The 23520-nt window shown below is 43.3% G+C and carries 26 protein-coding genes; 3 read left to right on the top strand and 23 right to left on the bottom strand.

The annotated features are described in order from the left end of the window. Positions 1 to 3 precede the first annotated feature (3 nt). Genes FFM64_RS09360 through FFM64_RS09350 form a run of 3 tightly spaced genes read right to left on the bottom strand, consistent with a single transcriptional unit; the run spans position 4 to position 2172 of the window. Positions 4 to 837: a PTS system mannose/fructose/sorbose family transporter subunit IID gene (locus tag FFM64_RS09360; protein WP_137607748.1), complete on the bottom strand. Its 834-nt coding sequence runs from the start codon at positions 835 to 837 to the stop codon at positions 4 to 6. Next, positions 837 to 1658: a PTS mannose/fructose/sorbose/N-acetylgalactosamine transporter subunit IIC gene (locus FFM64_RS09355; protein WP_137607747.1), complete on the bottom strand. Its 822-nt coding sequence runs from the start codon at positions 1656 to 1658 to the stop codon at positions 837 to 839. The genes FFM64_RS09360 and FFM64_RS09355 overlap by 1 nt, the downstream gene beginning before the upstream one ends. A 16-nt stretch (positions 1659 to 1674) precedes the next feature. Further along, the gene (locus FFM64_RS09350) at positions 1675 to 2172 is read right to left on the bottom strand and encodes a PTS sugar transporter subunit IIB (protein ID WP_137607746.1); all 498 of its coding nucleotides are present in this window, start codon (positions 2170 to 2172) and stop codon (positions 1675 to 1677) included. A 152-nt stretch (positions 2173 to 2324) separates the two neighbouring features. Between FFM64_RS09350 and FFM64_RS09345 the strand changes: the two genes are divergently transcribed. Further along, the gene (locus FFM64_RS09345) at positions 2325 to 3041 is read left to right on the top strand and encodes a GntR family transcriptional regulator (protein ID WP_137607745.1); all 717 of its coding nucleotides are present in this window, start codon (positions 2325 to 2327) and stop codon (positions 3039 to 3041) included. 67 nt (positions 3042 to 3108) lie between these two features. Here the strand turns inward: FFM64_RS09345 and FFM64_RS09340 are convergent, their stop codons facing one another. From FFM64_RS09340 to FFM64_RS09295, 10 genes are all read right to left on the bottom strand, one after another. Further along, the gene (locus FFM64_RS09340; protein ID WP_137607744.1) at positions 3109 to 3417 is read right to left on the bottom strand and encodes a bacteriocin immunity family protein; all 309 of its coding nucleotides are present in this window, start codon (positions 3415 to 3417) and stop codon (positions 3109 to 3111) included. A 117-nt stretch (positions 3418 to 3534) separates the two neighbouring features. Next, positions 3535 to 4626 (bottom strand): PTS sugar transporter subunit IIC, encoded by a 1092-nt coding sequence (locus FFM64_RS09335; protein ID WP_137607743.1) that lies wholly within the window; start codon positions 4624 to 4626, stop codon positions 3535 to 3537. Positions 4627 to 4797: 171 nt separating this feature from the next. Then, on the bottom strand, positions 4798 to 5175 hold the full coding sequence (locus FFM64_RS09330) for a type II toxin-antitoxin system PemK/MazF family toxin (RefSeq protein WP_137607742.1): 378 nt from the start codon (positions 5173 to 5175) through the stop codon (positions 4798 to 4800). Beyond that, on the bottom strand, positions 5172 to 5426 hold the full coding sequence (locus FFM64_RS09325; protein ID WP_137607741.1) for a hypothetical protein: 255 nt from the start codon (positions 5424 to 5426) through the stop codon (positions 5172 to 5174). The genes FFM64_RS09330 and FFM64_RS09325 overlap by 4 nt, the downstream gene beginning before the upstream one ends. Positions 5427 to 5584: 158 nt before the next feature. Further along, entirely contained in the window at positions 5585 to 6238 is a 654-nt protein-coding gene (locus FFM64_RS09320) for a TetR/AcrR family transcriptional regulator (protein ID WP_137607740.1), read from the bottom strand. Between the two features lie 86 nt (positions 6239 to 6324). Then, positions 6325 to 7491: an ABC transporter permease gene (locus tag FFM64_RS09315; protein WP_137607739.1), complete on the bottom strand. Its 1167-nt coding sequence runs from the start codon at positions 7489 to 7491 to the stop codon at positions 6325 to 6327. Next, positions 7491 to 8213, bottom strand: coding sequence for an ABC transporter ATP-binding protein (locus FFM64_RS09310; protein ID WP_137607738.1), 723 nt, complete (start codon positions 8211 to 8213; stop codon positions 7491 to 7493). The genes FFM64_RS09315 and FFM64_RS09310 overlap by 1 nt, the downstream gene beginning before the upstream one ends. A gap of 229 nt (positions 8214 to 8442) precedes the next feature. Then, the gene (locus FFM64_RS09305; protein ID WP_137607737.1) at positions 8443 to 9822 is read right to left on the bottom strand and encodes an Ig-like domain-containing protein; all 1380 of its coding nucleotides are present in this window, start codon (positions 9820 to 9822) and stop codon (positions 8443 to 8445) included. Positions 9823 to 9942: 120 nt separating this feature from the next. Beyond that, complete coding sequence (gene arsC / locus FFM64_RS09300) at positions 9943 to 10353, bottom strand: arsenate reductase (thioredoxin) (protein ID WP_137607736.1); 411 nt, start codon at positions 10351 to 10353, stop codon at positions 9943 to 9945. 28 nt (positions 10354 to 10381) lie between these two features. Further along, complete coding sequence (locus FFM64_RS09295; protein ID WP_137607735.1) at positions 10382 to 11284, bottom strand: DMT family transporter; 903 nt, start codon at positions 11282 to 11284, stop codon at positions 10382 to 10384. 701 nt (positions 11285 to 11985) lie between these two features. Between FFM64_RS09295 and FFM64_RS09290 the strand changes: the two genes are divergently transcribed. After that, complete coding sequence (locus tag FFM64_RS09290) at positions 11986 to 12684, top strand: SGNH/GDSL hydrolase family protein (RefSeq protein WP_137607734.1); 699 nt, start codon at positions 11986 to 11988, stop codon at positions 12682 to 12684. A 54-nt stretch (positions 12685 to 12738) separates the two neighbouring features. On the opposite strand, the gene FFM64_RS09285 is transcribed toward FFM64_RS09290, so the two are convergent. The 6 genes from FFM64_RS09285 to FFM64_RS09260 form a co-directional block, all read right to left on the bottom strand. Further along, on the bottom strand, positions 12739 to 13041 hold the full coding sequence (locus tag FFM64_RS09285) for a winged helix-turn-helix transcriptional regulator (RefSeq protein ID WP_137607733.1): 303 nt from the start codon (positions 13039 to 13041) through the stop codon (positions 12739 to 12741). Between the two features lie 85 nt (positions 13042 to 13126). Continuing rightward, positions 13127 to 14524: a 6-phospho-beta-glucosidase gene (locus tag FFM64_RS09280; RefSeq protein WP_137607732.1), complete on the bottom strand. Its 1398-nt coding sequence runs from the start codon at positions 14522 to 14524 to the stop codon at positions 13127 to 13129. 88 nt (positions 14525 to 14612) lie between these two features. Next, the gene (locus FFM64_RS09275; RefSeq protein WP_137607787.1) at positions 14613 to 15575 is read right to left on the bottom strand and encodes a LacI family DNA-binding transcriptional regulator; all 963 of its coding nucleotides are present in this window, start codon (positions 15573 to 15575) and stop codon (positions 14613 to 14615) included. Between the two features lie 628 nt (positions 15576 to 16203). Then, positions 16204 to 17970: an ABC transporter ATP-binding protein gene (locus FFM64_RS09270; protein ID WP_137607731.1), complete on the bottom strand. Its 1767-nt coding sequence runs from the start codon at positions 17968 to 17970 to the stop codon at positions 16204 to 16206. A gap of 29 nt (positions 17971 to 17999) precedes the next feature. After that, complete coding sequence (locus FFM64_RS09265; protein ID WP_137607730.1) at positions 18000 to 18530, bottom strand: MarR family winged helix-turn-helix transcriptional regulator; 531 nt, start codon at positions 18528 to 18530, stop codon at positions 18000 to 18002. 183 nt (positions 18531 to 18713) lie between these two features. Further along, positions 18714 to 19070 (bottom strand): VOC family protein, encoded by a 357-nt coding sequence (locus tag FFM64_RS09260; RefSeq protein ID WP_137607729.1) that lies wholly within the window; start codon positions 19068 to 19070, stop codon positions 18714 to 18716. A 178-nt stretch (positions 19071 to 19248) separates the two neighbouring features. Between FFM64_RS09260 and FFM64_RS09255 the strand changes: the two genes are divergently transcribed. Beyond that, on the top strand, positions 19249 to 19521 hold the full coding sequence (locus FFM64_RS09255; protein WP_137607728.1) for a hypothetical protein: 273 nt from the start codon (positions 19249 to 19251) through the stop codon (positions 19519 to 19521). A 40-nt stretch (positions 19522 to 19561) separates the two neighbouring features. Here FFM64_RS09255 and FFM64_RS09250 read toward each other — a convergent pair whose 3' ends face one another. The 4 genes from FFM64_RS09250 to FFM64_RS09235 all read right to left on the bottom strand — a co-directional run bounded on the left by FFM64_RS09250 (position 19562) and on the right by FFM64_RS09235 (position 23397). Next, entirely contained in the window at positions 19562 to 21082 is a 1521-nt protein-coding gene (locus FFM64_RS09250) for a cell surface protein (protein ID WP_137607727.1), read from the bottom strand. Continuing rightward, positions 21069 to 21485 carry a hypothetical protein gene (locus FFM64_RS09245; protein ID WP_137607726.1) on the bottom strand — a complete coding sequence of 139 codons (417 nt, stop codon included), beginning with the start codon at positions 21483 to 21485 and terminating at the stop codon, positions 21069 to 21071. The genes FFM64_RS09250 and FFM64_RS09245 overlap by 14 nt, the downstream gene beginning before the upstream one ends. A 26-nt stretch (positions 21486 to 21511) precedes the next feature. Further along, complete coding sequence (locus tag FFM64_RS09240; RefSeq protein ID WP_137607725.1) at positions 21512 to 22570, bottom strand: WxLIP family cell surface protein; 1059 nt, start codon at positions 22568 to 22570, stop codon at positions 21512 to 21514. Positions 22571 to 22662: 92 nt separating this feature from the next. Continuing rightward, positions 22663 to 23397: a WxL domain-containing protein gene (locus tag FFM64_RS09235; protein WP_137607724.1), complete on the bottom strand. Its 735-nt coding sequence runs from the start codon at positions 23395 to 23397 to the stop codon at positions 22663 to 22665. Positions 23398 to 23520 lie beyond the last annotated feature (123 nt).

Here is a 23520-nt window from a genome sequence, read left to right as displayed (position 1 = left end):
ATACTATAATGCCATGATGCCATAACCGATTCCGTAACAAACGAAAGCGATAATGAAATACGCGACAATCAATTTAATTGGTGACACATGTTTTTTAGCCATGAAATACCAAGAAACAAAGACAACCAGTAAGGGTACTAATGATGGAAAAATACCATCTAAAATCTTCTGAATATCCAAACTTGTATGTGCCATCTGGATTTTAATATTAACTGGCACATTTACATAAGATGCCGCAACACCGCCAGTAACGATTGTCCCTAAGACCGTAATTGCTTGAGTGACTTTTTTAGCAACGTCACCTACAAATAGATCTACGGAGGCCGTTCCTAGTTCATAACCTTTATAGAATAAATAACGTGAGCCTAAAATTGCAATTAAGTTATAAGCGACGATATAGAACAATGGTCCTAAAACGCTGCCACCACCGGCTAAGCCCATCCCAATCGAGAGCAAAATTGGAATCAACATTCCCGGAATCATTGAATCACCAATACCAGCAATTGGCCCCATCAAACCAACCTTTAAACTGCTAATAAAATCGCCATCAATTTCTTGATTACCACTAGCATGTTGTTCCTCTAAACCAACTGTAATCCCAGTAATAAGCGCCCCTAATTGTGGTTCAGTATTGAAGAAAATAGCATGCCGTTTCAGCGCTTCTTTATACTCAGGTGAATCTGGCTCATACAGCTTTTTCAAGACTGGTTCCATCGCGTACGCAAAACCGAATGCTTCCAAGAATTCGTAACTGGTTGCAACCAAGTTAAACATCATCCATCTAACATAAGATTTATGAATAGTTTTTTTATCTAATAATTTTGTTTGGTTATCCATCAGAATTCCTCCTCATCTTCGCCACTGTCACTACTATTGTCCGTCCCGTTAGTTGAGCCTTTTGAAGAATTACCATTAGAAATGGCAAAGTAGAAAATAATCGCAACCATCACGGCCACCATTGTTAACGCTATCATATTCAATTTAAGAAATACAATCGCAACAAAACCGAACAGGAAGAACGCCCACATATAGTTTTTCTTAATCACAACGGTTAGTAACATGACGATCCCTAATGCTGGCAAGGCGCCACCTAGGAAAGTCATGACATCTAAGATGTACTTAGGCATACTGTTGAGCATCGTTTTAGCAAACCCAGCACCAAAATAGATGACTAAAAATGAAGGGATAAAACGAAGTAAAAAGTTAAAGATTTGAGGACCCCAAACCGTGTTAACGTGGAAAGACCGTTCATTGCCTTCTTCAATCGCTGTGGCTGCACGATGATTCCAGAACGAATTCCCAACTTGGAATAAATTGAAAACAATCGTCCCAATTACCCCAATCGTGGTTGCCAATGTCACAGCAACACCAGTTGAAGCATTCGATAACACTGCCAAGGCAATTGCTGGGTAAGCAACAAAGTTAAGATCAGCCGGCATCTGCCCACCAGGTGTAACTAACGCAATGTATACCGCTTGAACAGCCACACCAATAATAATCCCACGTGTCACATCACCAACAATAATCCCGATAATTAATCCTGAAACCAATGGCCGTGACAATGTGTACCAACCGCCAGTTAAGCCAAATAACCATGGGGTACTAAGTGCGCCCAAATAACAAAATATAGAAATTAAAAATGCTTGAAATAGTAACATTTTTCACTCCTCCTGATTAATCAAAATTCTTACTGGCATCTTCAAATGTCGTTACTTTAGAATCTGGAACTAATTGAAAGTAGACTGTTGCCCCTTGCTCAGTCAAATACTTAAAGGCTGCAAATTCATCTGGTGTGACATTGGCGTTTGGTCCAACTTTAATTGCAGTTGGCCGTTCACTCATTGGACCAACGTTGATCTTACTTTGTTGCGTCAAGAAATCGGCACCACCTGCTTGCAAACGTTGTAACGTAATCGGCGACTTTGCAACTAAGAAATACTGTTTCTTACTAGCCATAATATCCGGCCACCGGCGAATCACACGATCAACTGGCATCACAAAGCCTTTCAGGCCACCTGGAACAGCGCCTTTCAAAACCTTTGAGATCACCGGATCATTGGCCGCAGCATCATCAACCGCAATCACGCCATCCGCTCTAACCTCACTTAACCAACGAGTCACAACCTGACCATGAATAATGCGATCATCTACACGTACAAATGAAATTGCCATAATATTCGCTCCTTTGGGTATATTGTTATAACATTTCTACAAGATGAATTATAGGACCATTTAGAAAGAATGTAAAGGCTTACATAAAGATTTGTTTATTTTGTTGTAATGTTATAATATGTATATTGATATAATAATAGTGAGGTAAGATTATGGCTGTAAATAGTATCCCTTTATATTTAAGGGTCGAGAATGACCTACGTTTTAAAATCGACAGTGGTGAATGGACCACCGGCGATCGCATTCCACCTGAAAAAGACCTTGAACAGACCTATCAAGTCAGTCGAATTACAATTCGACGGGCATTAAACGAATTAGTTTTAGATGGCTATCTGGAACGACAACGCGCCAAAGGAACCTTTGTAAAGCAACCTTCAGACTATAATCCAAAAGATTCATATACCGTGGTGACTAGCTTTACACAGGAAATGCAGGAACTTGGAAAAAAGCCTTCCACCATTTGGGCAAAAGTTGAAAAGATACCGGCTACCCCATTATTTGCTCGTCGCCTACACTTAAATCCTAACGATACTCTGCTCAAATTAAGTCGGGTACGAGGTGCAGACAACGAAGCAATCACCTACTCTGTAACCTATATCGGGTTTCGTCCTGAATATTCTTTAAACGCCCAAGACTACTATGGTTCCTTATATGATTATTTAGCCCAATTTAAAATTCGGGTCAATGAACAAACCGAATACGTTGAGGCCGTGGATCCAACACCAGAACTAATTCAACTATTGGAAATGACTCACAATGAGCCGTTGCTCAAGCGGGTACGAGAAGCTTCTGACTTTGAAAGTAATTATTACGAATACAGTATTAATTACTACATTGGTTCAAAATATAGATTCTACGTGAAATACTAAAAAAATTGCTCGAAGATGACAAATCATCCTCGAGCAATTTTAGTTCGATCATGTGACAGTAAAATAATTAATCAAATTGTGACATATCCAAATGATGTTCGTGCAAACTGCCTTCAACACCACTGGTCCGGACAATACTCATCAACTGACTTAATAATAAATTTTGTGTCTGGGTTAATCGAATTTTATTTGTGAATACCGTATAAGTAATATAGTTAGCCAACCGATCAATTAATACAAAATCGACTTCTTGGTGGGCTTCAATCCGTGCCAAGACTTTCTGCAATGCCGTCTTGATTTCAAGATTACCACTGCCCTTAGCTTGTCTAAAATCCTGATACAATTCCGAAACGATTCCTTTAGCTTCATTTTGCATATGATCCCCCGCTTCTCACTCTCTAAGTATAACAAGCTTGGAATCACATTGAAAATCGCACACAAGAAAGTCGTTCACAAATTCCGCACTGTGAACGACTTTCTTGACAATATTTTCCTATACGATTTCCAATTGCAATTGTTGTGATTCAACCCATTTGGCAGCAATTAGGACCCGATAAAGCACTACGGTGATGACCGCTGGAATGAGCACACCGGTCATCAAGTACACGAGAAAGCTCGTCATATTAGTTGATGCCAGCGTGATCGGTGCAATCAAGGAATTCAAGCCTAACCCAGCCAACTTGTATGACGTCGAAAAGTTAAACACCATAGTTGCGATTGGGGCAGACACAATTGCAGCAACCATCGGGGGAATTGCTAAGCGGGGATTAACTAGTAAGTTAGGAAACTGAACCTTTGGTGTGATGATCCCTTGCGCAATGTTGGCGCCAATATTGTTTTGACGGAATGACATGACTGTAAAACCGACAAATTGAGCAGTTGTTCCGATCAACGCCGCTCCTGACGAAACTGGGTCCAACATAACCGCCACCGCCAAGGCCGCCGAAGACGCCGGCGTCATCAAGAATAATGCCCAGGCTAACGAAACGGCCATTGATCCAATCAAAGGATTAACTTTCATTGACGTAGCAATGAAATGACTAAGCCAAACCAACGCTGGTGTGGTCACTGCCGCTAATCCTAAGCCCACAACCGCACCTACAAAAGTCGCAGCCAACGGTACGAGCATCATATCCAACGGCGTTTTACCCGTCAAATAGTTGCCGACAAGGACGGCAACTAATCCAGCCGCAACCGCTGAAATGGGCTGACCCGTGGAAAACATGGGGCTCTGAGCCGCTTGCGCGAGCGTATGCCCCGTCGCAGTCACCCCAGTCGTAGCACTCTGTGAAAAGAACACTGCATTGGCGCCAATCGTTGAAGAAATCATGGCACTAAAAGTAACTAAGGTATTGCTATTGAGCATGGTAGCAATCGCGACCCCGAATGCTGGCCCGAGTAAAACTTGGGCAATGCCCCCAATTTGATAGAGAGCTTGCCAATGAACAAAATTGGCTAATGATTGCAAAAGCAGCCCAATGCCTAAACAAACCAGAATAGCATTCGAAACCCCGGCAGAAACTTTATAGACGTAATCCATCGTCGTCATTTTATGTGTTGATGTAGCATCAGTAGATTGTGACATATGTATGACCTCCATTTTATTAATAAAAATTAGATTAGAGATATGTGAGAATGTCTATAATTTAACCATGGATTATGGAAACTGTCAACCAGTTTTCACAATTATTTTCATAAATACGGTTATAACCAAAAAAAATGACGAAATCTACTACCACAGATTTCGTCATTAACCTTATTTTAGACCTAACATATCATGCACAAACGGTGTTAACCGATTAAAGAATTGTGTTGAGACTCGATTCACAACACGGCCATTTCGAGAAGCGTAGTCAAAGTTTTGTAACTGCCATAAAACAACATAGCCCTTGACACCAGTATCGTGATTACCAGAAATTAATATTGGCATGTAGTGTCCGTTATTCCGATATTTTTCAACCGTTGTAATCGGCATAGCCAAAATTAGACCAGTTGCCTGATTGTATGCGGACGAGCTCATAACCACCATATGCCGTCTGATATTACCGTTAGTCTGGTCATGTCCACCATACTCTGCACCCGAATGCGGTTCGGCATCTATGGCAACAACATCACCCTGTGCGGGAAATATCATTTATCTAGCCACTCTTTTCCGACTGGTTTCAACGGTTGTAGTTCATCATTTTCCCGCATGTCTTTCTGAAAATCATAATTCTGCCATTCTGGTGTACTGAAAAGATTCTGGTGCGTCACTGGGCGATAAATCACGGCACCATCCGCTAGAACTGCCATTTCAAACTTGGTCCCAAGTGCTGCCTCTAAGTCAACTGGTGCAGTAAAGACACGACTATTTCCAGCTTTACGTAATGAGACAATCTTAGTCATTGCGATAGCCTCCAATTTGCTAATTTTCTCCATTATAATCAGTGTCCTTTCGTGTGTCTACATATGTGTCTACACTTTTTAATTACAGCTAATTTTAACTTACATCTTACAAGTGCGAAAAAAGGCCCCCACAATTGCGAGGTGCCTTAATCTAAACCCTATTTTTCTGGTGCTAAGCCACGTGCCAAGAATTGTGCGGCATTATGACTAGCCTTTTTGACATCAAAATTTGCATCCAATTGGAATAAAATTTGTGGCAAGACGTAGCTAATAACTGTTCCTACAATATAACGCGCTACGCGTTCCACTGGCCAATCGACCAATTGACCCTTGGCTTGAAATTTTCGGAAAATATCGCCAACTTTGCTTGTTACCAAACCTTGTACCTTATCTAATAGCGTTTGAATCAGTTCTGGTTGTCGAATAATTTCTTGGGCAAAGACCTTAATTTGTTGCTGATTTTCCAAGGCAAACGTGATGCGATCCTCAATCACATAAGCCAAAAATCCTTCAAAATCGGTAATTTTAGCTGCATCAATCTCAGTCATAAATTCCGTCGCCGCCATTGGGATAACGTGATCTAAAACAGGATCAATAATGGCGCTTAAAATGCCTTCTTTGGTTTTAAACTGCTTGAATACTGTCCCTTCGGAAACTCCCGCAGCTTTCGCAATTTCGCTAGTACTCGTGCGGTCAAACCCCTGCGCCGCAAATAAGTTAAGGCTAACGCTTAACACTGCTTGTTGTTTTGCTGTTAGTCCAGAATCCTGCAGCGTTTTTTGAAAGAGCGTTTCGACATTATTAACTTGCATGTTATGCCTCACAATCCATTTTAAATAATCATTCTAGTATAAGTCATTTACCGGATTCACGCCATTGTGCGCGGTAAAACTGTCCCCTAGACTTTCCGGTAACGTTTCAACCCAACAATATTTAGGACCGTCAAAACAACCAAGAAAATCAACAAGATCCCAATGTCAAAACCCAACTGCCAAATCGACGTGCCTCGCATGATAATGTCGGTGACGGCATCCCCAGCGTATTTGATTGGGATGATGTAAGAAATATCCTTAACCCACGCAGCCATTGAATCTAAGGGAATAATCCCTGAGAAGAAGATTTGTGGCACAATAACGAGCGGAATAAATTGCATCATTTGGAATTCAGAGTTAGCAAAAGTCGATAAGAGAATCCCGAATGCTAAGGCTACTAACGCCAAAATCAAGTTAATCACAATCACACTCAGCATATTCCCAACAACTTCAATCCCAAGCATCCAAACGGTGACCAATACGATTAAAACCGTTTGCAATATTGCTAGGACACCGTAACTCAACATGTAGCCAAAGACGATAGAAGACCGTTTAACCGGTGTGGCCAACAACCGATCCAAAGTACCGCTAGTTCGTTCCTTTAATAGAGCCATCCCTGAAATTAGGAAAACAAAGAAGAAGACGAAGAAGCCCATTAGGATTGGTAACATTTTGGCAAAGTAACCGGTATCCTTATCGCCGTAGACATAGTGGTTCGTAATCTTGGGCGTCTTCTGACTCGTAGACTTGGTCGCCATCATAGCGTTGCTAGTTGTTTTTGCGGCCGCTTGTTGCCGTTGAACAGCTTGTAATTGTGCCTGCAGTTTAACCGTTGCTTGCGTACTCTTCTTTAAAGCTGACTTCAATTGATTGACGCTAGTTGCAGTCAATGCATTTTTAAAAGCCATTTTGACAGTCGCAGTTTTTGTCGAATCCGTGTTAGCATACGTCAAACTGTAATTGCTGCCATTTTTCTTAACAATGGCGTCAATTTTCTCATTCTTCAACGCTTTTTTAGCCGTAGTCTTAGTGTCATAAGTTTTGACGGTGACATGCTTAATATCGGCCATTTGCTTGTTCAGCTTATGACTTACAGCCACGGTCCCAATGCTGACATCTGTTGAAGAATTAGTATTAAAAATGACACTCATCAGTAACATGATTAAGATTGGGGCGATAAACATCAAGGCTAACGTCCGCTTGTCTCTGAATAATTCCTTGAGCACTCGATTCATAATTCCAATTGTTCGCATTATTCAACACCCTCTGCCTTTAAAAAGACCTCTTCAATCGTCTTAACTTGATATTGCTGTTCCAAAATTGCCGGTGCATCAAACGCCATAACTTTACCATCGAGTAACAGCGCCACCCGACCACATAATTCAGCTTCATCCATCACATGCGTCGTAATCAAAATGCTACGCCCTTCATCCCGAATCCGACCTAATTCGGCCCAAATTTGACGCCGCAATGCCGGATCAATTCCGACAGTTGGTTCATCTAAAATCAATAGGTCCGGCTTACCAAGTAGCGCAATTGCCAGTGACAACCGTCGCATCATCCCGCCAGAATAACCAGAAACACGTTTATTTAAGTCCTTCGTTAAATCAACGACATTTGCCACATAGGCGACTTGTTCATCAATTTCTTTTCTATTAATCCCTTTCATTAGACCGTAAAACTTTAAATTTTCCTGACCAGATAAGGCATCGTATAGGGCATCTGTCTGCGCCATGTAACCAATTCGGCCTAATAATTCCCGGTTGGGCATCGTGGTACCAAACACCTTTGCCGAACCGCCGCTCGTAACTTCCATTCCGAGAGTGACCTTAATGACCGTCGACTTACCGGCTCCTGATGGTCCAATTAACCCCACAATCTCACCCGGATTAACAGTTAAATTAATATCTTTTAAGACAGTCTGCTTACCAAAATCCTTGGCTAGATGTTGTAAATCGATCATTGGTTCACCCATAATATTGCCTCCTAATAAATTCAATAGCTTTCATTCAAAAGTGAGTAAGTGGTTACTCACTTAACGAGATCTATTATACCAACTCAAAAGTGAGCGTCAACTCATTTTAGGCGATTTCTTCAAAAAAGCGAGTTATTACTCACCACAAGTATTGCCTACCAAGGATGCCAGGGTACTAAAAAACCGAGCAATCGCTTGCTCGGCTAATGCTACTTATTTCGTTTTTGAGTTAAAACCAATGCCGTAGTAACGCGCCACTACCAAGTGTCAAAGTAGCCACTAACACACCAATTGCTAAGAGCGCATGGCTGTCACTCGCTGATTCGTTAGTTTGTGGCAACGTCTTAGCCGTGGCCTGTTTCTTCGGTGCTGCATTAGCAGGCGCCGTCGTTGTTTTATTGGTACTCGTTGTCCCAGTGGTTGACGATGAATCCGTTGTCGGATTGATTACTGCTGCAGAACTGCTTGAACTGTTACTTGAAGAAGCTACTGAACTTGAGTTTGAAGAACTAGAACTTGATTCCTCACCAGGTTCAGGGGTAGGCTCTGGATCTGGGGTTGGTTCTGGTTCAGTCACTTCATCAGTGCCACCATCAGTATCAATAGTTCCGGTATTCTCATCATCTTCATCAGGTTCTTCGGTGGTTTCTTCACCATTTTCATCACCAGTACCGATACCACTGTTCCCATTTGATGACGAAACACTGCCGTTTGCATCTTCCGAATTGGAACCACCGGTGGTGCCGCCGCTCCATGTCATTGTTGCCTTATTTCGGAACTTATGACCAGAATTGACGTCTTGATCATCATTAATCTTGGTATAATAATCAATCACAATTAAATTGCTAACAGTATCATTAAACGCCACATCAAAGCCATTATCAGTATAACTGACATTGTAATCACTCTCGTTGATTTTATCGCGTCGCTTATAAGTCGAATTGCTAGACCATTCACCATTATAAACTGTAATGGGTTGTAACATCGTTTGGTCATTAGCAACCGTGTCACTGATCTTTAAATTCGACATGGAAATTTCCCGACGATCGACTAAAATTGTCCACTTGACCGTACCATCGTCTTGTAGGGTACCTTTTTTAGATAAGTTAGCATCGTTTTCAACAATATTGACGGTCGATTGATTACCACCACCAAAATCGACTTCTTTTTCGCCAAAATCATCGCCACGATATTGCGTTTTCAGATTCAAGGTCATTTTGTCATTGGTCTTACCTTCGAGCGCATCGTTCACGGTAATGACAACCTGACCGTCATTGGTCACCTTTGCGACCCCAATAACTGTCCCAGTCGTGTCAACGACGTCAAAGGTGTCGCCGACCTTTTTAGCCTTCAAATTGCTAGGTAAGTCAATGGTGATTGTGTCACCATTATTTAACTGTTGATCGCCAAAATCCAGCTTATACTGAACATCAATCGTGTCAGCTGGCTTGAAATCTGGCCCATTTGTCACTTGAGCTGAAGTCAAAAAGTCACTGGCATTATAATTCGCCGCAGAAGCTTTCACGGGAGTTACTAGTGAGCTCACTAAAAATAATCCCACTAAACTAACTAACCCAATCAGCCAGCGTAAGATTTGCTTATTCTTCATTCTGATCTCCTCCATAGCGTATTCTCATGAAAAGTATACGCTACGGTCAACCCTGAATTCAATAGGTCGACCACAAATCGTTAGAGAAAGATTTACTTTATTTTTACCATTAATACAACTTTAATCGCGCACAACCAAAGATTGCACTTTTGTTTTAATTTCGTCACGCACTTGTCGAAAGACGGCCAACTGTTCCGCCGGTGTCCCGTTTGCTTGTGCAGGATCAGGTAACGGCCAGTGCAACTTTTTCACGCTGGGTGGCGTTACCGGACAACGATCACGAGCATCCCCACAAAGCGTCACAATCAAATCACATTGCTTGAGGTAAGTCGGATCAATTAATTTTGATTGTTGCTGTGAAATATCAATTCCCACCTCGGCCATCACTTCAACTGCCCGTGGATTCAGACCGTGCCTTTCGACGCCCGCGGATTGAATCGTCCAAGCCTGTGGTAATAATTGTTTAGCAAATCCTTCCGCCATCTGACTGCGACAAGAGTTACCCGTACATAAAAAATAAAGTTGGGTCATCTGTTTTTCCTCATTTATTTTATTTGAGTTAATCACTGAAACCAGCCTGCTTGGCGGCCATGAACTGTAACATCGTCACGCCGACAATCATGACGGCCCCTAAGATACCATAAAAATTAAAACTGACATTTAAAAACAGTACACTTAAAATGGTAGCCGCCAAGGGTTCAATCGCCCCTAACACGCTGGCAGTGGTGGGCATAATTGCTTCCAAACTTTGTAGGAAGAATAAATAGGCCAACATCGTGCCAAAAATCACGACAAAGGCGACTTCAAACCAAGCCACCGGTGACAATGTTGGCATATGCCGCCAAGCTTGCGTTGCGACGGATACAATCACCCCACCAATCAACATCGACCAACCTACGATCGCGATTGAACCATAGGTTTTCAGTAACGTTTGGGGCATTAAGGTGTAAACGGCCGCACCAACTGCGGCTAATAAGCCCCAAATCAGTGCCGCTAATGGTAATGCTAACGAATTCAAGTGACCTTCAGTGACGATTAAAATCGTCCCCAAAATCGCTGAAATCACCGAAATAACATCAATTTTACTTGGCCACGCCCAATTCACCAATGCTAAAAAAATAATAATGATAACTGGTGACAAGAATTGTAGAATCGCTGCCGTGGCTGCGTTACCGGTGCTAATAGCCATAAAATAAGTCAACTGTACCGATGCCATCCCCAACAGACTGAACGCCACCAATTTAACTGCGGCGCGTGGATGATGAAAGACTTCAAACACAGGTGTGCGCCGACTCAGACCGTATAAAATTAACAATACCCCAGAAACAAGCATCCGAATCGAAACTAACCACATCGGTGAAATTGCCGTGGTATTGAATAGATGTTGGGCAACTGTCCCTGAACTCCCCCATAAAAATGGTCCCACACTTGCTAGGATCAACCCGACTGTCTTTTTTTGCACGTGACCACCCCTCTGACTTGCTTTGAATTCAGTCTAACAAGACACTGCTTGCTTTCCAAGGGGTAGACTCAAAAACATCACAAATATCACAGTCCCAGTAACCGTCACATCTAAAGTAGCCTTGCCCAAACTCAGCGCTCCGTCAGTCGAAAGCGGTGTGCTGTGGGGGACGGCGCCAGCCAAAGGACGGTCTGTCGCCTCACTTCAAAGCCGGAAAACCACGTCTTTGAAGTGCCCCGCAAGATCAGTCAGCTAAAAACGCCGACCAATCTTGCCGACACTGCACACCGCTTTCGACTGACTCTGCTAAACGTAATTAACTGATTTATCCCCTCAAAACCACTAACTTAGCTGGAGGTTGTTGCTGATAGTATCGGACGTGCAGGTGGTGTTTGACCGGCGTTTCTTGCCGGCCTTACACCACGGACGATCTGGGAGATTTGCGGTTTTTTGCAAAGCTTCCGGGCGAGGTTCAAGACGTTTCTGAGGCTTGAACCGATTCCTCGTCCGCATGCTATCGGCAGCAACCGAAAGCAGCAGTAATCGGCCAATCTTCACCGCCTAATTATTGACGTAGTGGCGCATACCGGCAACCTTTAGATAGCAAGCATAAAGTAACCGCTATCAAATACGTCATCAAGCGGAATTGACAGTTCTCCATGACTAAGCTAATCTAAGAACGTCTAATAAGGAGAAAATAAATGAAACATCAAAAATTAATTTATTGGTTAGTCGGTATTTTCGCAGTAATCTTTATCGGTGGCGCCTTAATCATCCCAACACCAGCCATCAAACAACGCGTCATCACCATTGGAAACTTTATGACTGGTCACACGCAGACTAAGGACGATCGCCGGACCGTTGCCAATTCTAAACTTGGTGAGAAATATCAACTATCTACCACCCAAATCAACACACTAAAACAACTAAAAGTCACTGGTATTGGCGATTCCATCATGGTTCGGACGACCAGTAATTTAAAAGAAGTCATTGGCAGTTTTAACGTGAATGCCAAGATTGGTCGCCAAGTCTCGGCGGCGCCCGCCATCATTACCCAGTTGCAGGCGGATCATGCCATGGCCAAAAATGTCTTAATCAATTTAGGCACCAATGGCCCAACTGATGCCGCAACTATTGATGGGATCATTGACCAAATCGGGGCTGACCACGAGATCTTCTGGGTCAATACGCGAGTCCCCAATAAGGCTTGGCAAGATAGCAACAACCGCCTAATTGCCACGGCCGCAAAGAAATATCCCAATGTGCACCTCGTTGATTGGCTCTACGTCAGTCAAGATAACGATAATTGGTTTGCAGACGACAACCTACATCCTAACAACTTAGGCGACCGTGAATACGTTGCAACAGTCGGACCAGTCTTGACCAAATATGCTAAATAAATGACAAAAGACTCAGCTTGATTGAATGTGAAATCAAGCTGAGTCTTTTTTGGCTTAAGCCATTTCGGTAATCACCCGGTTGCCCCAGGCTTCTAAATGAGCTAAATCTCGCTTTAAAATAACCCCTTCGCTCGTCAGTCCATAGGCATAGTCTGGCGTCGAAACGACTAAACCCAGCTGTTCCAACTTCGCTAACACCGTGAGTAACTTGAGGGTTGAAATGCCACGGACCCGATTACGAAGGACCATAAAATCCACCGGTGTGGCTGTTAAATTACAGAGCGTCAAAGCGTGCCATTTATTAGTCAGCAGCTCTAAACCAACCTTGGTGCCAATCGTTAAATCTCGCATGACCATTTTATTGCCGCCTCACAATTAAGAATTGTAAGTTAATTTTATAATTGTCAGGCTCAAAATGCGACTAATCGGTTTGTCACTAACGCTATACCGGGACCAGTTCAGTCAATTCAGCAGCAACCTTATCTTGAACCGTCACGCCAGCAGCCAGTAGCTCAGTAATTTTGTCCGTAAATTGTGGTAAATAATTTCGATGCGCAACCAGCATTTCATCTAGGACTCGCTTAGCAGTGGCACCGGCTGGAATTAACGGATTCATGGTGAACGCTTGTAAGGCCAACCCGTAATTGCCAGTCGCCGCAGCTTCAACAATCACCAATTCCATATTTTTCATTAACTGTAACCAGCCCCGTTCAGCTGGTTGGAAATGACCAAATGCCATCGGCACTGCCCCCGCGGCACCAATTTGGGCAGAGACTTCAAAGACGTGATCACTTGGCAAATCAGGAACCGCACCCTGATTTAAGGTAGAAACAACCATATGAGTCTTCTTATCTTGATAAATCGATGCCATCGCTTCGCACGCCGCATCCGAGTAATGGGCCCCACCGCGTTCAGCCAACTGTTTCGGCTTATAATCCAAATTAGGATCTTTATACAGCTCGAATAATTCAGTTTCAATCTTCGTCACCTGCTGTGCACGGGTCGCGTTATCCCGATATTCGGCCAGGCCATGTGCCAACATCTCTTCTTGCCGGTAATAATAGCGATGGTAGCCACATGGAATCATCCGCATATTTTCGAGTTGATCTTTAAAAAATGGCACATCGAAAATATTAGTCGGCAACCCTGCATCTTCATCACCAAAAAGTTTATCAACAATTTGCATTGTCACTTCTTGGCCAGTGTTATCCCAGACGCGGTGCCAATGAAAATGATCAAGGCCGGCAAATTTATACGTTAATTCATCTAATGTTTTGTGAATTAATTCTGGTTCACTCGACATTGCCATCACAGGTACATTGCAAAGCCCGATGACCTTGTCCCAGTGACCATATGTTTTAATGGCTTCCGTAATCATGCCACTCGGATTCGTAAAGTTAATCAGCCAAGCATCCGGACACAGTTCTTGCATATCTTTAACGATGTCCAAAATGACCGGCACGGTTCGAAAGGCCTTAAAAATGCCACCCGCACCATTGGTTTCCTGTCCAATCATCCCATAGTAATTAGGAATCCGTTCATCTTTAATTCGAGCTGGCAACAATCCGACCCGGAATTGCGTTGAAACAAAGTCAGCGTCTTTCAGTGCGGTGCGCCGATCTAAGGTTAAATGCACTTCCCAATCTAAGCCGGCCGTTTTGACCATTCGTTTAGCCATCGCCCCAACAATGTTTAACTTTTCTAATCCAGCTTCCACATCGACTAGCCAAATTTCCTTAATTGGCAATTGCGCTTGCCGCTTAATGTAACCTTCAATTAATTCTGGCGTATAGCTGGAACCACCACCAATTGTGACTAACTTCAAAGCATTCCGTGACATATTACTGACCTCCATTAGTTGAGTATTTTTTACTAACTGTAGGATAGTCTGTGGGAATGTTCCCATGTCAAGCAAGAACCAGCCATTTTTAACAAGTCGAACGAAAGACAAGGCGGGGGTGTAATTTTTCAAAAGCTAAATTAGCCTGATGACTTTGATTATAAAGGTAACGAAAAGCATTTTCCGCCTGAACCTTTAACTGAGCATCCACCGTTGTCAAATCCATCAAGCGGCCAAACTCACTGTTATCAAACCCAAATACGCGACAATCCGCTGGCACCGATTTGCCATGTGCACGTAATGTCGCCATAAATTCAGCCGCCACATAATCGGCATAAACGACAACCGCTCTTGGGGGGTGTGGCAATGCCAACCATTTCTCCGCAGCATCCGCCCCAGCATGTTCCTGGGTTGGATAAAAGAGTTGCCAGCGCTGGTCAATAGTCGGATGATTCAGTTGAAAAACTTTAATCGCCCGCAAACGGGCCTGCGTATTTACCGCCGTTGCCGAATTGAAGACGTGTCCAATTTCTGTGATACCTTGTGCTGCCAAGTACGCTAAAATTTTTTGATATAGTGGATAATGATCCACATACGACGAGTAGATTTGGTCCGAATCCAGCCGTTGCCAGGTTGCTAATGGGCCAAACTGCGCATATGGGACAAGCTTTTCCCATGAATTTCGACGCGTTAAGATAAAAGCTGCATCCCATTCATGGGTCATTAACTGATTCAATGCATTGAGTTCATCAGCTGCTGTGGGCGTCTGATAAATATTAACGCGATACTGGTAAGTTTGCGCAATCTTGGAAAAATAATTCACATAATCCCCCGCTACAGGTGTATAGCCACTCATCAAAAAACCAATCGTCTGTGTCCGTTGCGACCGCATCTGACGCGCAATTTGACTCGGAACATAGTGGAGTTCCGTCATCGCGGCCAATATCCGCTTACGGGTTTCCGCACTCACATAGCCATTACCGCTGACCACGCGTGAAACCGTTGATTTAGACGTTTGGGCTAAGTGCGCAATATCAAAAATGGTTGCCATCAAGCCACCCCGCTTTCTTGGTCCCATTATACGAAAAAAGCGGCCAAGTTGGTCGCCTTTTCGATTAATTTAAGCTCTTAGTCTTTAACTCAAAGTTGAAAGTCTTAGACCACCACAACTATCCTAGTACCAGTAATGGTTACGTCTAAAGTAGACTTGTCCAAACTCAGCGCTCCGTCAGTCAAAATCGGCGTGCTGTGGGGACGCCGCCAGCTACAGTACGGTCTGGCATTTCAATTCAAAGCCGCCAAAACGCGTCTTTGAATTGCCCCGTAAGATTAGTCAGCCAGGAACGCCGACTAATCTTACCGACACCGCACACCGCTTTTGACTGACTCTGCTAAGCATAAATAACTGATTTATCCTCTCAAAACCACTGATTAGCTGGAGGTTGTTACTGATAGCATCGGACGTGCAGGTGGCGTTTGACCGGCGTCTTTTGCCGGTCTTACACCACGGACGGTCTGGGAGATTTGTGGTTTTTGCAAAACTTCCAGGCGAGGGTCAAGACGTTCCTAAGGCTTGAACCGTTCCCTCGTCCGCATGTTATCAGCAACAACCGGAAGCGGCAGTATTCGACTAGCTTTCACCGCCTGATTATTGATGTGGTGGAACAAGCCGGCAACCTTTAGTCTTTAAATTGAATCCTAACGTAGTCCCGATAAAGCGGCGTATTCGCCATCAACTCTTGATGTGTGCCGTGCCCACTGACATGTCCATTTTCGATAAAGTAAATATTATCCGCATCCACGATCGTACTCAGGCGATGCGCAATAACTAACGTTGTCCGGCCCTTCATCAATTCACCCAGTGCCTGTTGGACCATCGCCTCGGATTCAGAATCCAAGCTTGCGGTCGCTTCATCTAACATTAAAATCTTGGGATCACGTAAGAACGCCCGCGCAATTGCCAAACGTTGTCGTTGACCACCACTGACTTTTACCCCACGCTCACCAACCTGGGTATCCAATCCAGCCGCCATCTCATGAACGAATTGATCCGCAGACGCTAATTTTAAAACGTGCCACAATTCATCATCACTAAAAGTAGTTTTTAATCCGTAAGTTAAATTGTCCCGAATCGTCCCGGCCATAATCGCCGAGTCCTGACTCACGTACCCAATTTGTGAGCGCCAATCTGTCAAATTCAAGTCATCGACATTTTGATCACCAATCGTCACCTGACCACCCGTTGGTTGATAGTAACGTTCCAGTAACCCAAAGATCGTGGATTTCCCACCGCCAGATGGTCCGGCAAAAGCGACGACCGTATTCGGCTTCGCTTCAAAATTGACATCACGTAAAACTGGTTGATCATCATCGGCGTAAGCAAAGTCCACATGTTGCATCGCTAAAGTCTGATCAGCAACTGATTGATTTACGCCTGCAGTTAATGCTTCTTCAGGTTCATTCAGCAAATCACGTAATCGTTCTGTCGACCCATTCGCTTTAGCTAAAGTGGTAAAGAATTGACCTAAGGTGCCGGCCGGTCCAATAATTTGGAAGAGATACATTAAAAATGACACTAATGTCCCCATCGTCATCGTGCCACTGGCAACCCGAGCGGCGGCGTAGACTAACACCCCAACAAATAAGGCCATCATGCTCGCAGTCATCACTGGTCCCGCAACGGAATCATAGATAGCTTCTTTAAGCCCAATCTGATAGAGGCGTTTAATTTTGGTAGCACCTGTTTCAGTTTCAAAGTCTTCCGCATTTGATGATTTGACCAAGCGAACTTCACTCAGCGTCTCATCAGCAGTCCCATTAAAATCGGCCAAGGCGTCTTGGCGTTGCCGACCAATCTTCCCAGTAGCTTTCATAATTGGAAACATGATCAATAACACAACGGGAATTGCAATAACCATCACTAAGGTCATTTTCCAATCCATCAGCGCCATGATCACGATGGCACCAACGAGTTGCATTAATGACGTCACCATCTGTGGAAATGAGTTTGCCAGTAATTCTTTGACTTGCGTCGAATCATTGACTAATCGCGATGTCATTTCACCAGTCTTCACATCATCAAAGTAGGCGACGCGCAACCGCACGAGCTTGTGCCATAGTGTTGACCGCAAATTAGCGACAACATTTTCACCAAAAATACCTAACAACGTTCCAGAAGCGGCACTAATTACCGCGCTCAATAGAAATAACCCAATCACACCGCCCAATAAAGTCTGGTTAATCCCATGACTAAAGCCATTGATCAATGTTTGCGCAAACTTTGGCACCATTAATTGCGCGCCGGTAGCGACTAAACCTAAAGCTAATCCTAACCAGAGTTGCCAATAACGTGGCTTCGTCTGGCGAATTAAATGTAAGAAACCTTTTAAATCAAACTTTCCCGTGGCCCGCTGTTCGGTCCGAGGTGCTGCCATTCTTCGTTCCATCTCTCAAATGCCTTCTTCTCTTATTGAATTTAGAACCAGCGACGGCCCCAACCCGGTCGCTGTGGCCAATCATGATCACGATGATGTCCCATGAAGTCGTGAACATCTAATTCTGGTGTGCTTTTAGCTAATTTATCCAGTAACCGTTGCAAATCGACCTGTTCATCCGCCGTTAACGACCCAAACAGCTTATCCGCCATCTCAGCCACACCTTGATCACGATGTTCAGCCATTTGCTGACCTTTTTCGCTCAAACGAACGATGACGACCCGTTTATCAGTCTGACTCGGGACACGCTCAACTAATCCCACTTCTTCTAAGCGATTAATCGTCGCACTAACTGAACTCGGACGAATATCCAAAATCTCAGCGATTTCGGCGTTCGTCAATCCGGCTGGTGAATCTGCTAACAATTGTAATAAGCGAAATTGTCCCCGACCGTTACCGTGATGCCCGTCCATTCCAACTAAATCATGCTGATGCGCCACCGCCATTAAAAAAGCTCTGTTCTGCATTAAGCGTCCAAAACTATTAAATAATCCAAGACTTTGATCTGACATGTTTTTCCTCCTGTAACTTTAATGGTCATTATGTTAGCACGATAGTTAGATTAATACAACAAAAACTAACTAAATTACTAACTAATATTGAAAAGGCTGCTCTAATTCCTAATATGAAAGGGTTTGTCACACCCACAAAAAAAGAGCCACCCTTTTAATTGGGTCTCTCTTCAAATAGCCGGCTTATTTATCTTGGGCGATGACAAAATAATTACCATCAGGATCTGTGAAGTTAAACGTTAACGTCCCGTTATTATCAACGATTTCTCCCACATTCGGCAGTGTAGCATGTAGGGCATCAAAATTGTCACTAAAAAACATCAATGATGGCGTATTGCCCATAACTTCTGGTGAATATTTCGCAATGAAGGCTTTGGCAAAAAAAGCTAATTCCATACCTGGACCGATTGTCAAAACAATGGTTTTAAAATTATCTGGCAAACTTGAGATCGTTTCAATTTTAGCGTCAAAATAATCCTGCCAAAATTTGACCGCTTGATCCACATCTTCCACGTATAACATAATCCGCGTCTTTTTCATCAGTACACCCCATTAAATTCGTAATTTTAATCCTAATTATAAGCAATTGTCAGTCATTTTGCTTGCCCTAGACACTGTTAATTTTTCAATCGGAATTAGCTCCGATTAAAACTGATAATCAGATTATTTAACGTCGTGCCCAGACACGTCTACAATGGACTTGGAAGGAGTGGTCTTCATGACCCCAAATGAAATGTTGTCTGATTTGCAAAAGCTTCAGCTATTGCCAAGCCAGCCATTACATTGGCAAACCTTCAGTCCAACCAGTCTCTGTGTTGAACTCAACCACCAACGCTATGTCTACCGACTCGATTTAGCCCGTAATGTCGTGACCGTTTATCAAGCCAGCGACCAAACGGAACAATCGGAAGATTTCCACTTTTCAAAAACCGTTCAACTGACTGCAGCGCAAGTAAGTTCGCTACAATCTAAAACACCGTTAGCCAGTTAGATGAAAAAAGACGACCTTTAAAGTCGTCTTTTTTAGTCGTTTAGTTGGCTGGCGTATTTTGTAAACTCCAGTCCACAGAGCCTTGGTAGCTATCCGCATAAACGCTTGGTTTCACATCTAGCATAATTCCCTTAGTTGCTGACCAATCGCTCGTAATTGACGTCTCGCTCTTGCCAGCAACCTTGGTACCTGAGGCAATTAGCGTCGACGCATTTGTCAACACGGTCTTGTTATTCCCATCTTTGTAAATTAAATTTCCGGCCAAAGTTCGTGAGCCCACGGTCGTCGAAGTCAATGGCGTTGCCGTCGCATAAACTGACCAATTTGAGCCGGCTGCTCGGGTATCGCTGACATTGACGTGCCATGCTGCCGTCGGTTGAAAAATCGTTTCGGTCGTTGGAATCTCTAGGTTACCAAAACCAATATCACTAGAAATCGTGCCAAACTGTAAGATACCCGCATGATTGGTGACCGTAATCGTGATTGGTGTCGACTTCATGCCACTACTGTCTTTAGCGTAAACTGGGATTGATAAAGTTTTGTTATCCGCTAAAGCTTTTAAAGCTGCTGATAAATTGGTGGTATCTGACGCATAGGTTACGCCAGTGGTACTGCTATTGTCAGAATAACTTGAAGTAATTCCAGCAGACTTCACCAACCAAGCTACCACGTCACTGTCATTAGTGAAAGTTGCTAAATCATCCGGATAAGTGTCAGCAGTAGTTTTATCACTGGCAATGTTAAGTGACTTTTGTGCCACATCAGCCTTCGCCGTCCCTAGGTCACCGATATCGTTAGTTTCAGTGACTGTCACACTCGTCTTACCCGCTAAGGTGCCACTCAATGGTAATGAATAACTTAAGTCATCGTTAACAGTAGTTGAGACAGACGGATCAGCATCGACCGTAATTTTATTACCTGCAACCGTTCCTTTACCTTCTATCACACTAGTCCCCTGGGCTAACTTATTGGTAATAGTGGGATTTAATGCATGGCGCTGAATCGCAGAGATCGTTGCAAAACTACGAGCCGATTCATTCTCAGCAGAATAGCCACCTAAATAAGGTATATATTTTAGCCCAACCTTTAGCGGACTACTTCCATTCCACATTGACCAATCAATATAGGCCGTTTGAACAGCATTTGATGAGTTAAATGTAAATGATGACACCTGAGTACCAGGAATCAGATTAGTACCAACTTTATTGCTAGCCAAAGTATTAGACGAGTTAAAAACTGAAGTATACAAATCTTTAACTTTATAGTTGTTTTTGGCCTTAGTAGTTAGTGTTCCCGACCAAGTCACGGACAGCATTGTTGTCCTATTCGTCACATTACCGTTTTCAACATTGTTAGCCGTAATTGACGTAATCTTTGGTGCCCCATCTAGTGTTGCATAGCTTTCGCCGTACATCGAATCCCCAGTAACGGTCCCTGCCGTAAATTTCACCGGCGTCATCGTGTCATCAGCCCGACTCGTTAACGGTCGTATTAACACAACAAGCAGTGTACTTACAATGAGAATACTAAGAATCTTTCCAATTTTCTTAGCGTTTGACATGACTAGCCACCTCCCCAGCTCTAGTTTGTTGAATCAGCTTCAACAAACCGGCAACTAACAGGAGCATTGCGCCTAGCACTAGCCAATAAGTTGTGCGAGCTTCAGTTGTTTTTAACCATCCTGGAATTTGACGGTTCGCTTTTGAAACAGTCGCCGCTAACTGCTGATTAGCTTGGCCAGTCGTCTGATTATGACCAGTTGTCAAATGGTCGCCAATTGCCGTCTCCCCGTTAGGAATTTGTTGGTCAATGACCAAGCTTTGGCGTTCCAGCCGCGTCGTTGCGCCTTCATAGAAGCTCACTTGGCCGGTAGTTTGGCCCTGACTAGTAGCCGCCTGCACGGGTAGCGTTAAACCGCCGAATAAGACTAGCCCTAAACTCATTTTTAGAATTAATTTTTTCATCAAGTTCGCCCCCCGTTAGCCCTTACCTAGCCATTTTGACGTCGCTTTTTAATAAAGAAGAACAACCATAAACCCAGTAAGACGATAATTAGCATGCCTAGAGCACCAAAGACCACAAACCAGATCACATTAATCCCTGAATTATCAACAGATTTGTCATTATAGGTCTTCGCTGCTTTGGCTGTAATCGTAAAGTCCTTTTCGAAGACCCATTTATGATCACTATTCTTGACCACCATTTTGAGGTGATAATTGCCAGCCTGTAACTTGGTCTTACCCGTTAACATTGGATAACGGTAAACTGAGTTGGGTGCTAACTGAACATCTGACTTCTTTGCAGTCTTAACAACTTTGCCACTATTCTTATTCGTAATTGTGGTCGCCATTTTCAAATTCGGCACAATCACGGCAGATGTATTGCGGATATAAGGGAAAATCCCACGGTGATAATTAGTCATCCCAACAGTGACTTTACTCAACTTCAATGATGGTGCTGGCACCGTTCCCATCGTGTATTTCAAGCCAATGACATAAGAGTATTGATTTTTAACATTCATCGACCCTTTGACACTACTCGTCACTTTTTGATCAACGCGTTTGAAATACCAACCACCAAGAATCACACCATTAAAATCTTGATCTGGCATTTTAACTTGGGCCGAAACAACTTTTGAACTATTTGCTGGCACCGTCACGGTTTTCGCGCCCTGTAACTTCGTCAAATCAGTCATTTTATAAGTCAACGACTCGTCAAAACTTTTAGCAGGTGTCACATATTCAATCGCACCATTACCATTGGTATAGGCAGTGTGAATCGCCGTTTGAATTTTAATATCTTGATTAGTGACGTTATAAATTCGGGTTTGCAAGGTCTCACTTTGCCCTTTGTTCATTTTTAAATCAAAAAATGAATTTTGCTGATTAATCTGGTTATCGGGAATCTTAGCGGACACACTAAAACCAATCTGATTGGCCTGATTTGACTTAGTCGTATTGGCAGCCTGTGCCAACTGGCCCCAACTCAAACCAAGCACCAACATGCCAAGTATTCCTAGGCCAAGCCATAATTTTTTAATCTTCCGCATTTTTTTAAATCCCCCTTAATCACCTAACAGCCGTTATGTATAAAAAGGTGTGCATCGTTCTCACAATGTCCACCTTTAATTGATCATTCTAATTAATTTTGAGGTGTATCGCCCAACGTCCAATTTAATGTTGTCTTATAAGTTTCAGCCTTGGCCGTGTTTGCAGGGATATTCATTGTGATTCCTGCAGGGTCTAATTTAGAAACCGTCACACCAGCACCATTGCCATCTTTGGCACCTAAAACCTGCACACCGGCAACTGAATCGTCAGTTGTTGCTAAATCAACAGTTTCACCGGTTGCATAGGCACCATTGGCGTTACTGTTCTGGGCGTCGTTCCCACTATTAGAAACAGTTCCTTTTGGTAAGACCAAGGAAGCGCCCTTAATTGTCGCGCCACTATCACTAGTCAATGTGTTCCCTTTAACTAAAACTGACCAGCCAGCATTGGTCCCACGGACATCAGAGACTTCAACAACAGCATTGTTCTTCCATAAAGTCGTTGCTGCACTAGTGGTGTCCAAGCTAAGTGACTTGTCATTCAAAACATCAATTTCACTTGAGCCAAAGTCAAATGAAGCTGGTACGTAAATCAATGACAAGTCGCCACCAGCAGCGGCACCGTTATTGCCGTCACCTGGATCAGTTGGTGTATCTGGATCGTCAGGATCAACTGGCGTAACGGTTTGCGTACTTTTGGTGAACGTCGTCGTAACATTAGTTGTCCCTTTAGTGTTAGGCGTTGCATCCGCATTGGCAACTAAAGGTGCAACTGTTGCTCCCAATAAAGCACTTGACATCAATAAACTTCCGATAATTTTCTTCATAAATGTACATCCCCTTTGTGTATTAACCATATTTATAATTTACCACATTAACTTTTATTTTCAACAACTTTAAACCAATATAAATATCATCCTATAGACAAAGTCAAGTGCGTCAACCATTTG

It is taken from the genome of Lactiplantibacillus daoliensis, assembly GCF_005405005.1.
Taxonomy (GTDB): Bacteria; Bacillota; Bacilli; order Lactobacillales; family Lactobacillaceae; genus Lactiplantibacillus; species Lactiplantibacillus daoliensis.
The sequence above is the reverse complement of the archived record's forward strand: the minus strand, read 5'-3'. Positions and strand labels throughout refer to the sequence as shown.

What these genes read in the sequence shown, in the direction of transcription:
- FFM64_RS09325 (WP_137607741.1), bottom strand. Translation starts at nt 5,426, where the DNA reads ATGACTAAGATTGTCTCATTACGTAAAGCTGGAAATAGTCGTGTCTTT.
- FFM64_RS09235 (WP_137607724.1), bottom strand. Translation starts at nt 23,397, where the DNA reads ATGAAGAAAATTATCGGAAGTTTATTGATGTCAAGTGCTTTATTGGGA.
- FFM64_RS09360 (WP_137607748.1), bottom strand. Translation starts at nt 837, where the DNA reads ATGGATAACCAAACAAAATTATTAGATAAAAAAACTATTCATAAATCT.
- FFM64_RS09245 (WP_137607726.1), bottom strand. Translation starts at nt 21,485, where the DNA reads ATGAAAAAATTAATTCTAAAAATGAGTTTAGGGCTAGTCTTATTCGGC.
- FFM64_RS09280 (WP_137607732.1), bottom strand. Translation starts at nt 14,524, where the DNA reads ATGTCACGGAATGCTTTGAAGTTAGTCACAATTGGTGGTGGTTCCAGC.
- FFM64_RS09320 (WP_137607740.1), bottom strand. Translation starts at nt 6,238, where the DNA reads ATGCAAGTTAATAATGTCGAAACGCTCTTTCAAAAAACGCTGCAGGAT.
- FFM64_RS09260 (WP_137607729.1), bottom strand. Translation starts at nt 19,070, where the DNA reads ATGAAAAAGACGCGGATTATGTTATACGTGGAAGATGTGGATCAAGCG.
- FFM64_RS09340 (WP_137607744.1), bottom strand. Translation starts at nt 3,417, where the DNA reads ATGCAAAATGAAGCTAAAGGAATCGTTTCGGAATTGTATCAGGATTTT.
- FFM64_RS09285 (WP_137607733.1), bottom strand. Translation starts at nt 13,041, where the DNA reads ATGGTCATGCGAGATTTAACGATTGGCACCAAGGTTGGTTTAGAGCTG.
- FFM64_RS09255 (WP_137607728.1), top strand. Translation starts at nt 19,249, where the DNA reads ATGACCCCAAATGAAATGTTGTCTGATTTGCAAAAGCTTCAGCTATTG.
- FFM64_RS09250 (WP_137607727.1), bottom strand. Translation starts at nt 21,082, where the DNA reads ATGTCAAACGCTAAGAAAATTGGAAAGATTCTTAGTATTCTCATTGTA.
- FFM64_RS09315 (WP_137607739.1), bottom strand. Translation starts at nt 7,491, where the DNA reads ATGCGAACAATTGGAATTATGAATCGAGTGCTCAAGGAATTATTCAGA.
- FFM64_RS09350 (WP_137607746.1), bottom strand. Translation starts at nt 2,172, where the DNA reads ATGGCAATTTCATTTGTACGTGTAGATGATCGCATTATTCATGGTCAG.
- FFM64_RS09240 (WP_137607725.1), bottom strand. Translation starts at nt 22,570, where the DNA reads ATGCGGAAGATTAAAAAATTATGGCTTGGCCTAGGAATACTTGGCATG.
- FFM64_RS09335 (WP_137607743.1), bottom strand. Translation starts at nt 4,626, where the DNA reads ATGTCACAATCTACTGATGCTACATCAACACATAAAATGACGACGATG.
- FFM64_RS09265 (WP_137607730.1), bottom strand. Translation starts at nt 18,530, where the DNA reads ATGTCAGATCAAAGTCTTGGATTATTTAATAGTTTTGGACGCTTAATG.
- FFM64_RS09355 (WP_137607747.1), bottom strand. Translation starts at nt 1,658, where the DNA reads ATGTTACTATTTCAAGCATTTTTAATTTCTATATTTTGTTATTTGGGC.
- FFM64_RS09290 (WP_137607734.1), top strand. Translation starts at nt 11,986, where the DNA reads ATGAAACATCAAAAATTAATTTATTGGTTAGTCGGTATTTTCGCAGTA.
- arsC (WP_137607736.1), bottom strand. Translation starts at nt 10,353, where the DNA reads ATGACCCAACTTTATTTTTTATGTACGGGTAACTCTTGTCGCAGTCAG.
- FFM64_RS09270 (WP_137607731.1), bottom strand. Translation starts at nt 17,970, where the DNA reads ATGGAACGAAGAATGGCAGCACCTCGGACCGAACAGCGGGCCACGGGA.
- FFM64_RS09330 (WP_137607742.1), bottom strand. Translation starts at nt 5,175, where the DNA reads ATGATATTTCCCGCACAGGGTGATGTTGTTGCCATAGATGCCGAACCG.
- FFM64_RS09345 (WP_137607745.1), top strand. Translation starts at nt 2,325, where the DNA reads ATGGCTGTAAATAGTATCCCTTTATATTTAAGGGTCGAGAATGACCTA.
- FFM64_RS09310 (WP_137607738.1), bottom strand. Translation starts at nt 8,213, where the DNA reads ATGGGTGAACCAATGATCGATTTACAACATCTAGCCAAGGATTTTGGT.
- FFM64_RS09275 (WP_137607787.1), bottom strand. Translation starts at nt 15,575, where the DNA reads ATGGCAACCATTTTTGATATTGCGCACTTAGCCCAAACGTCTAAATCA.
- FFM64_RS09305 (WP_137607737.1), bottom strand. Translation starts at nt 9,822, where the DNA reads ATGAAGAATAAGCAAATCTTACGCTGGCTGATTGGGTTAGTTAGTTTA.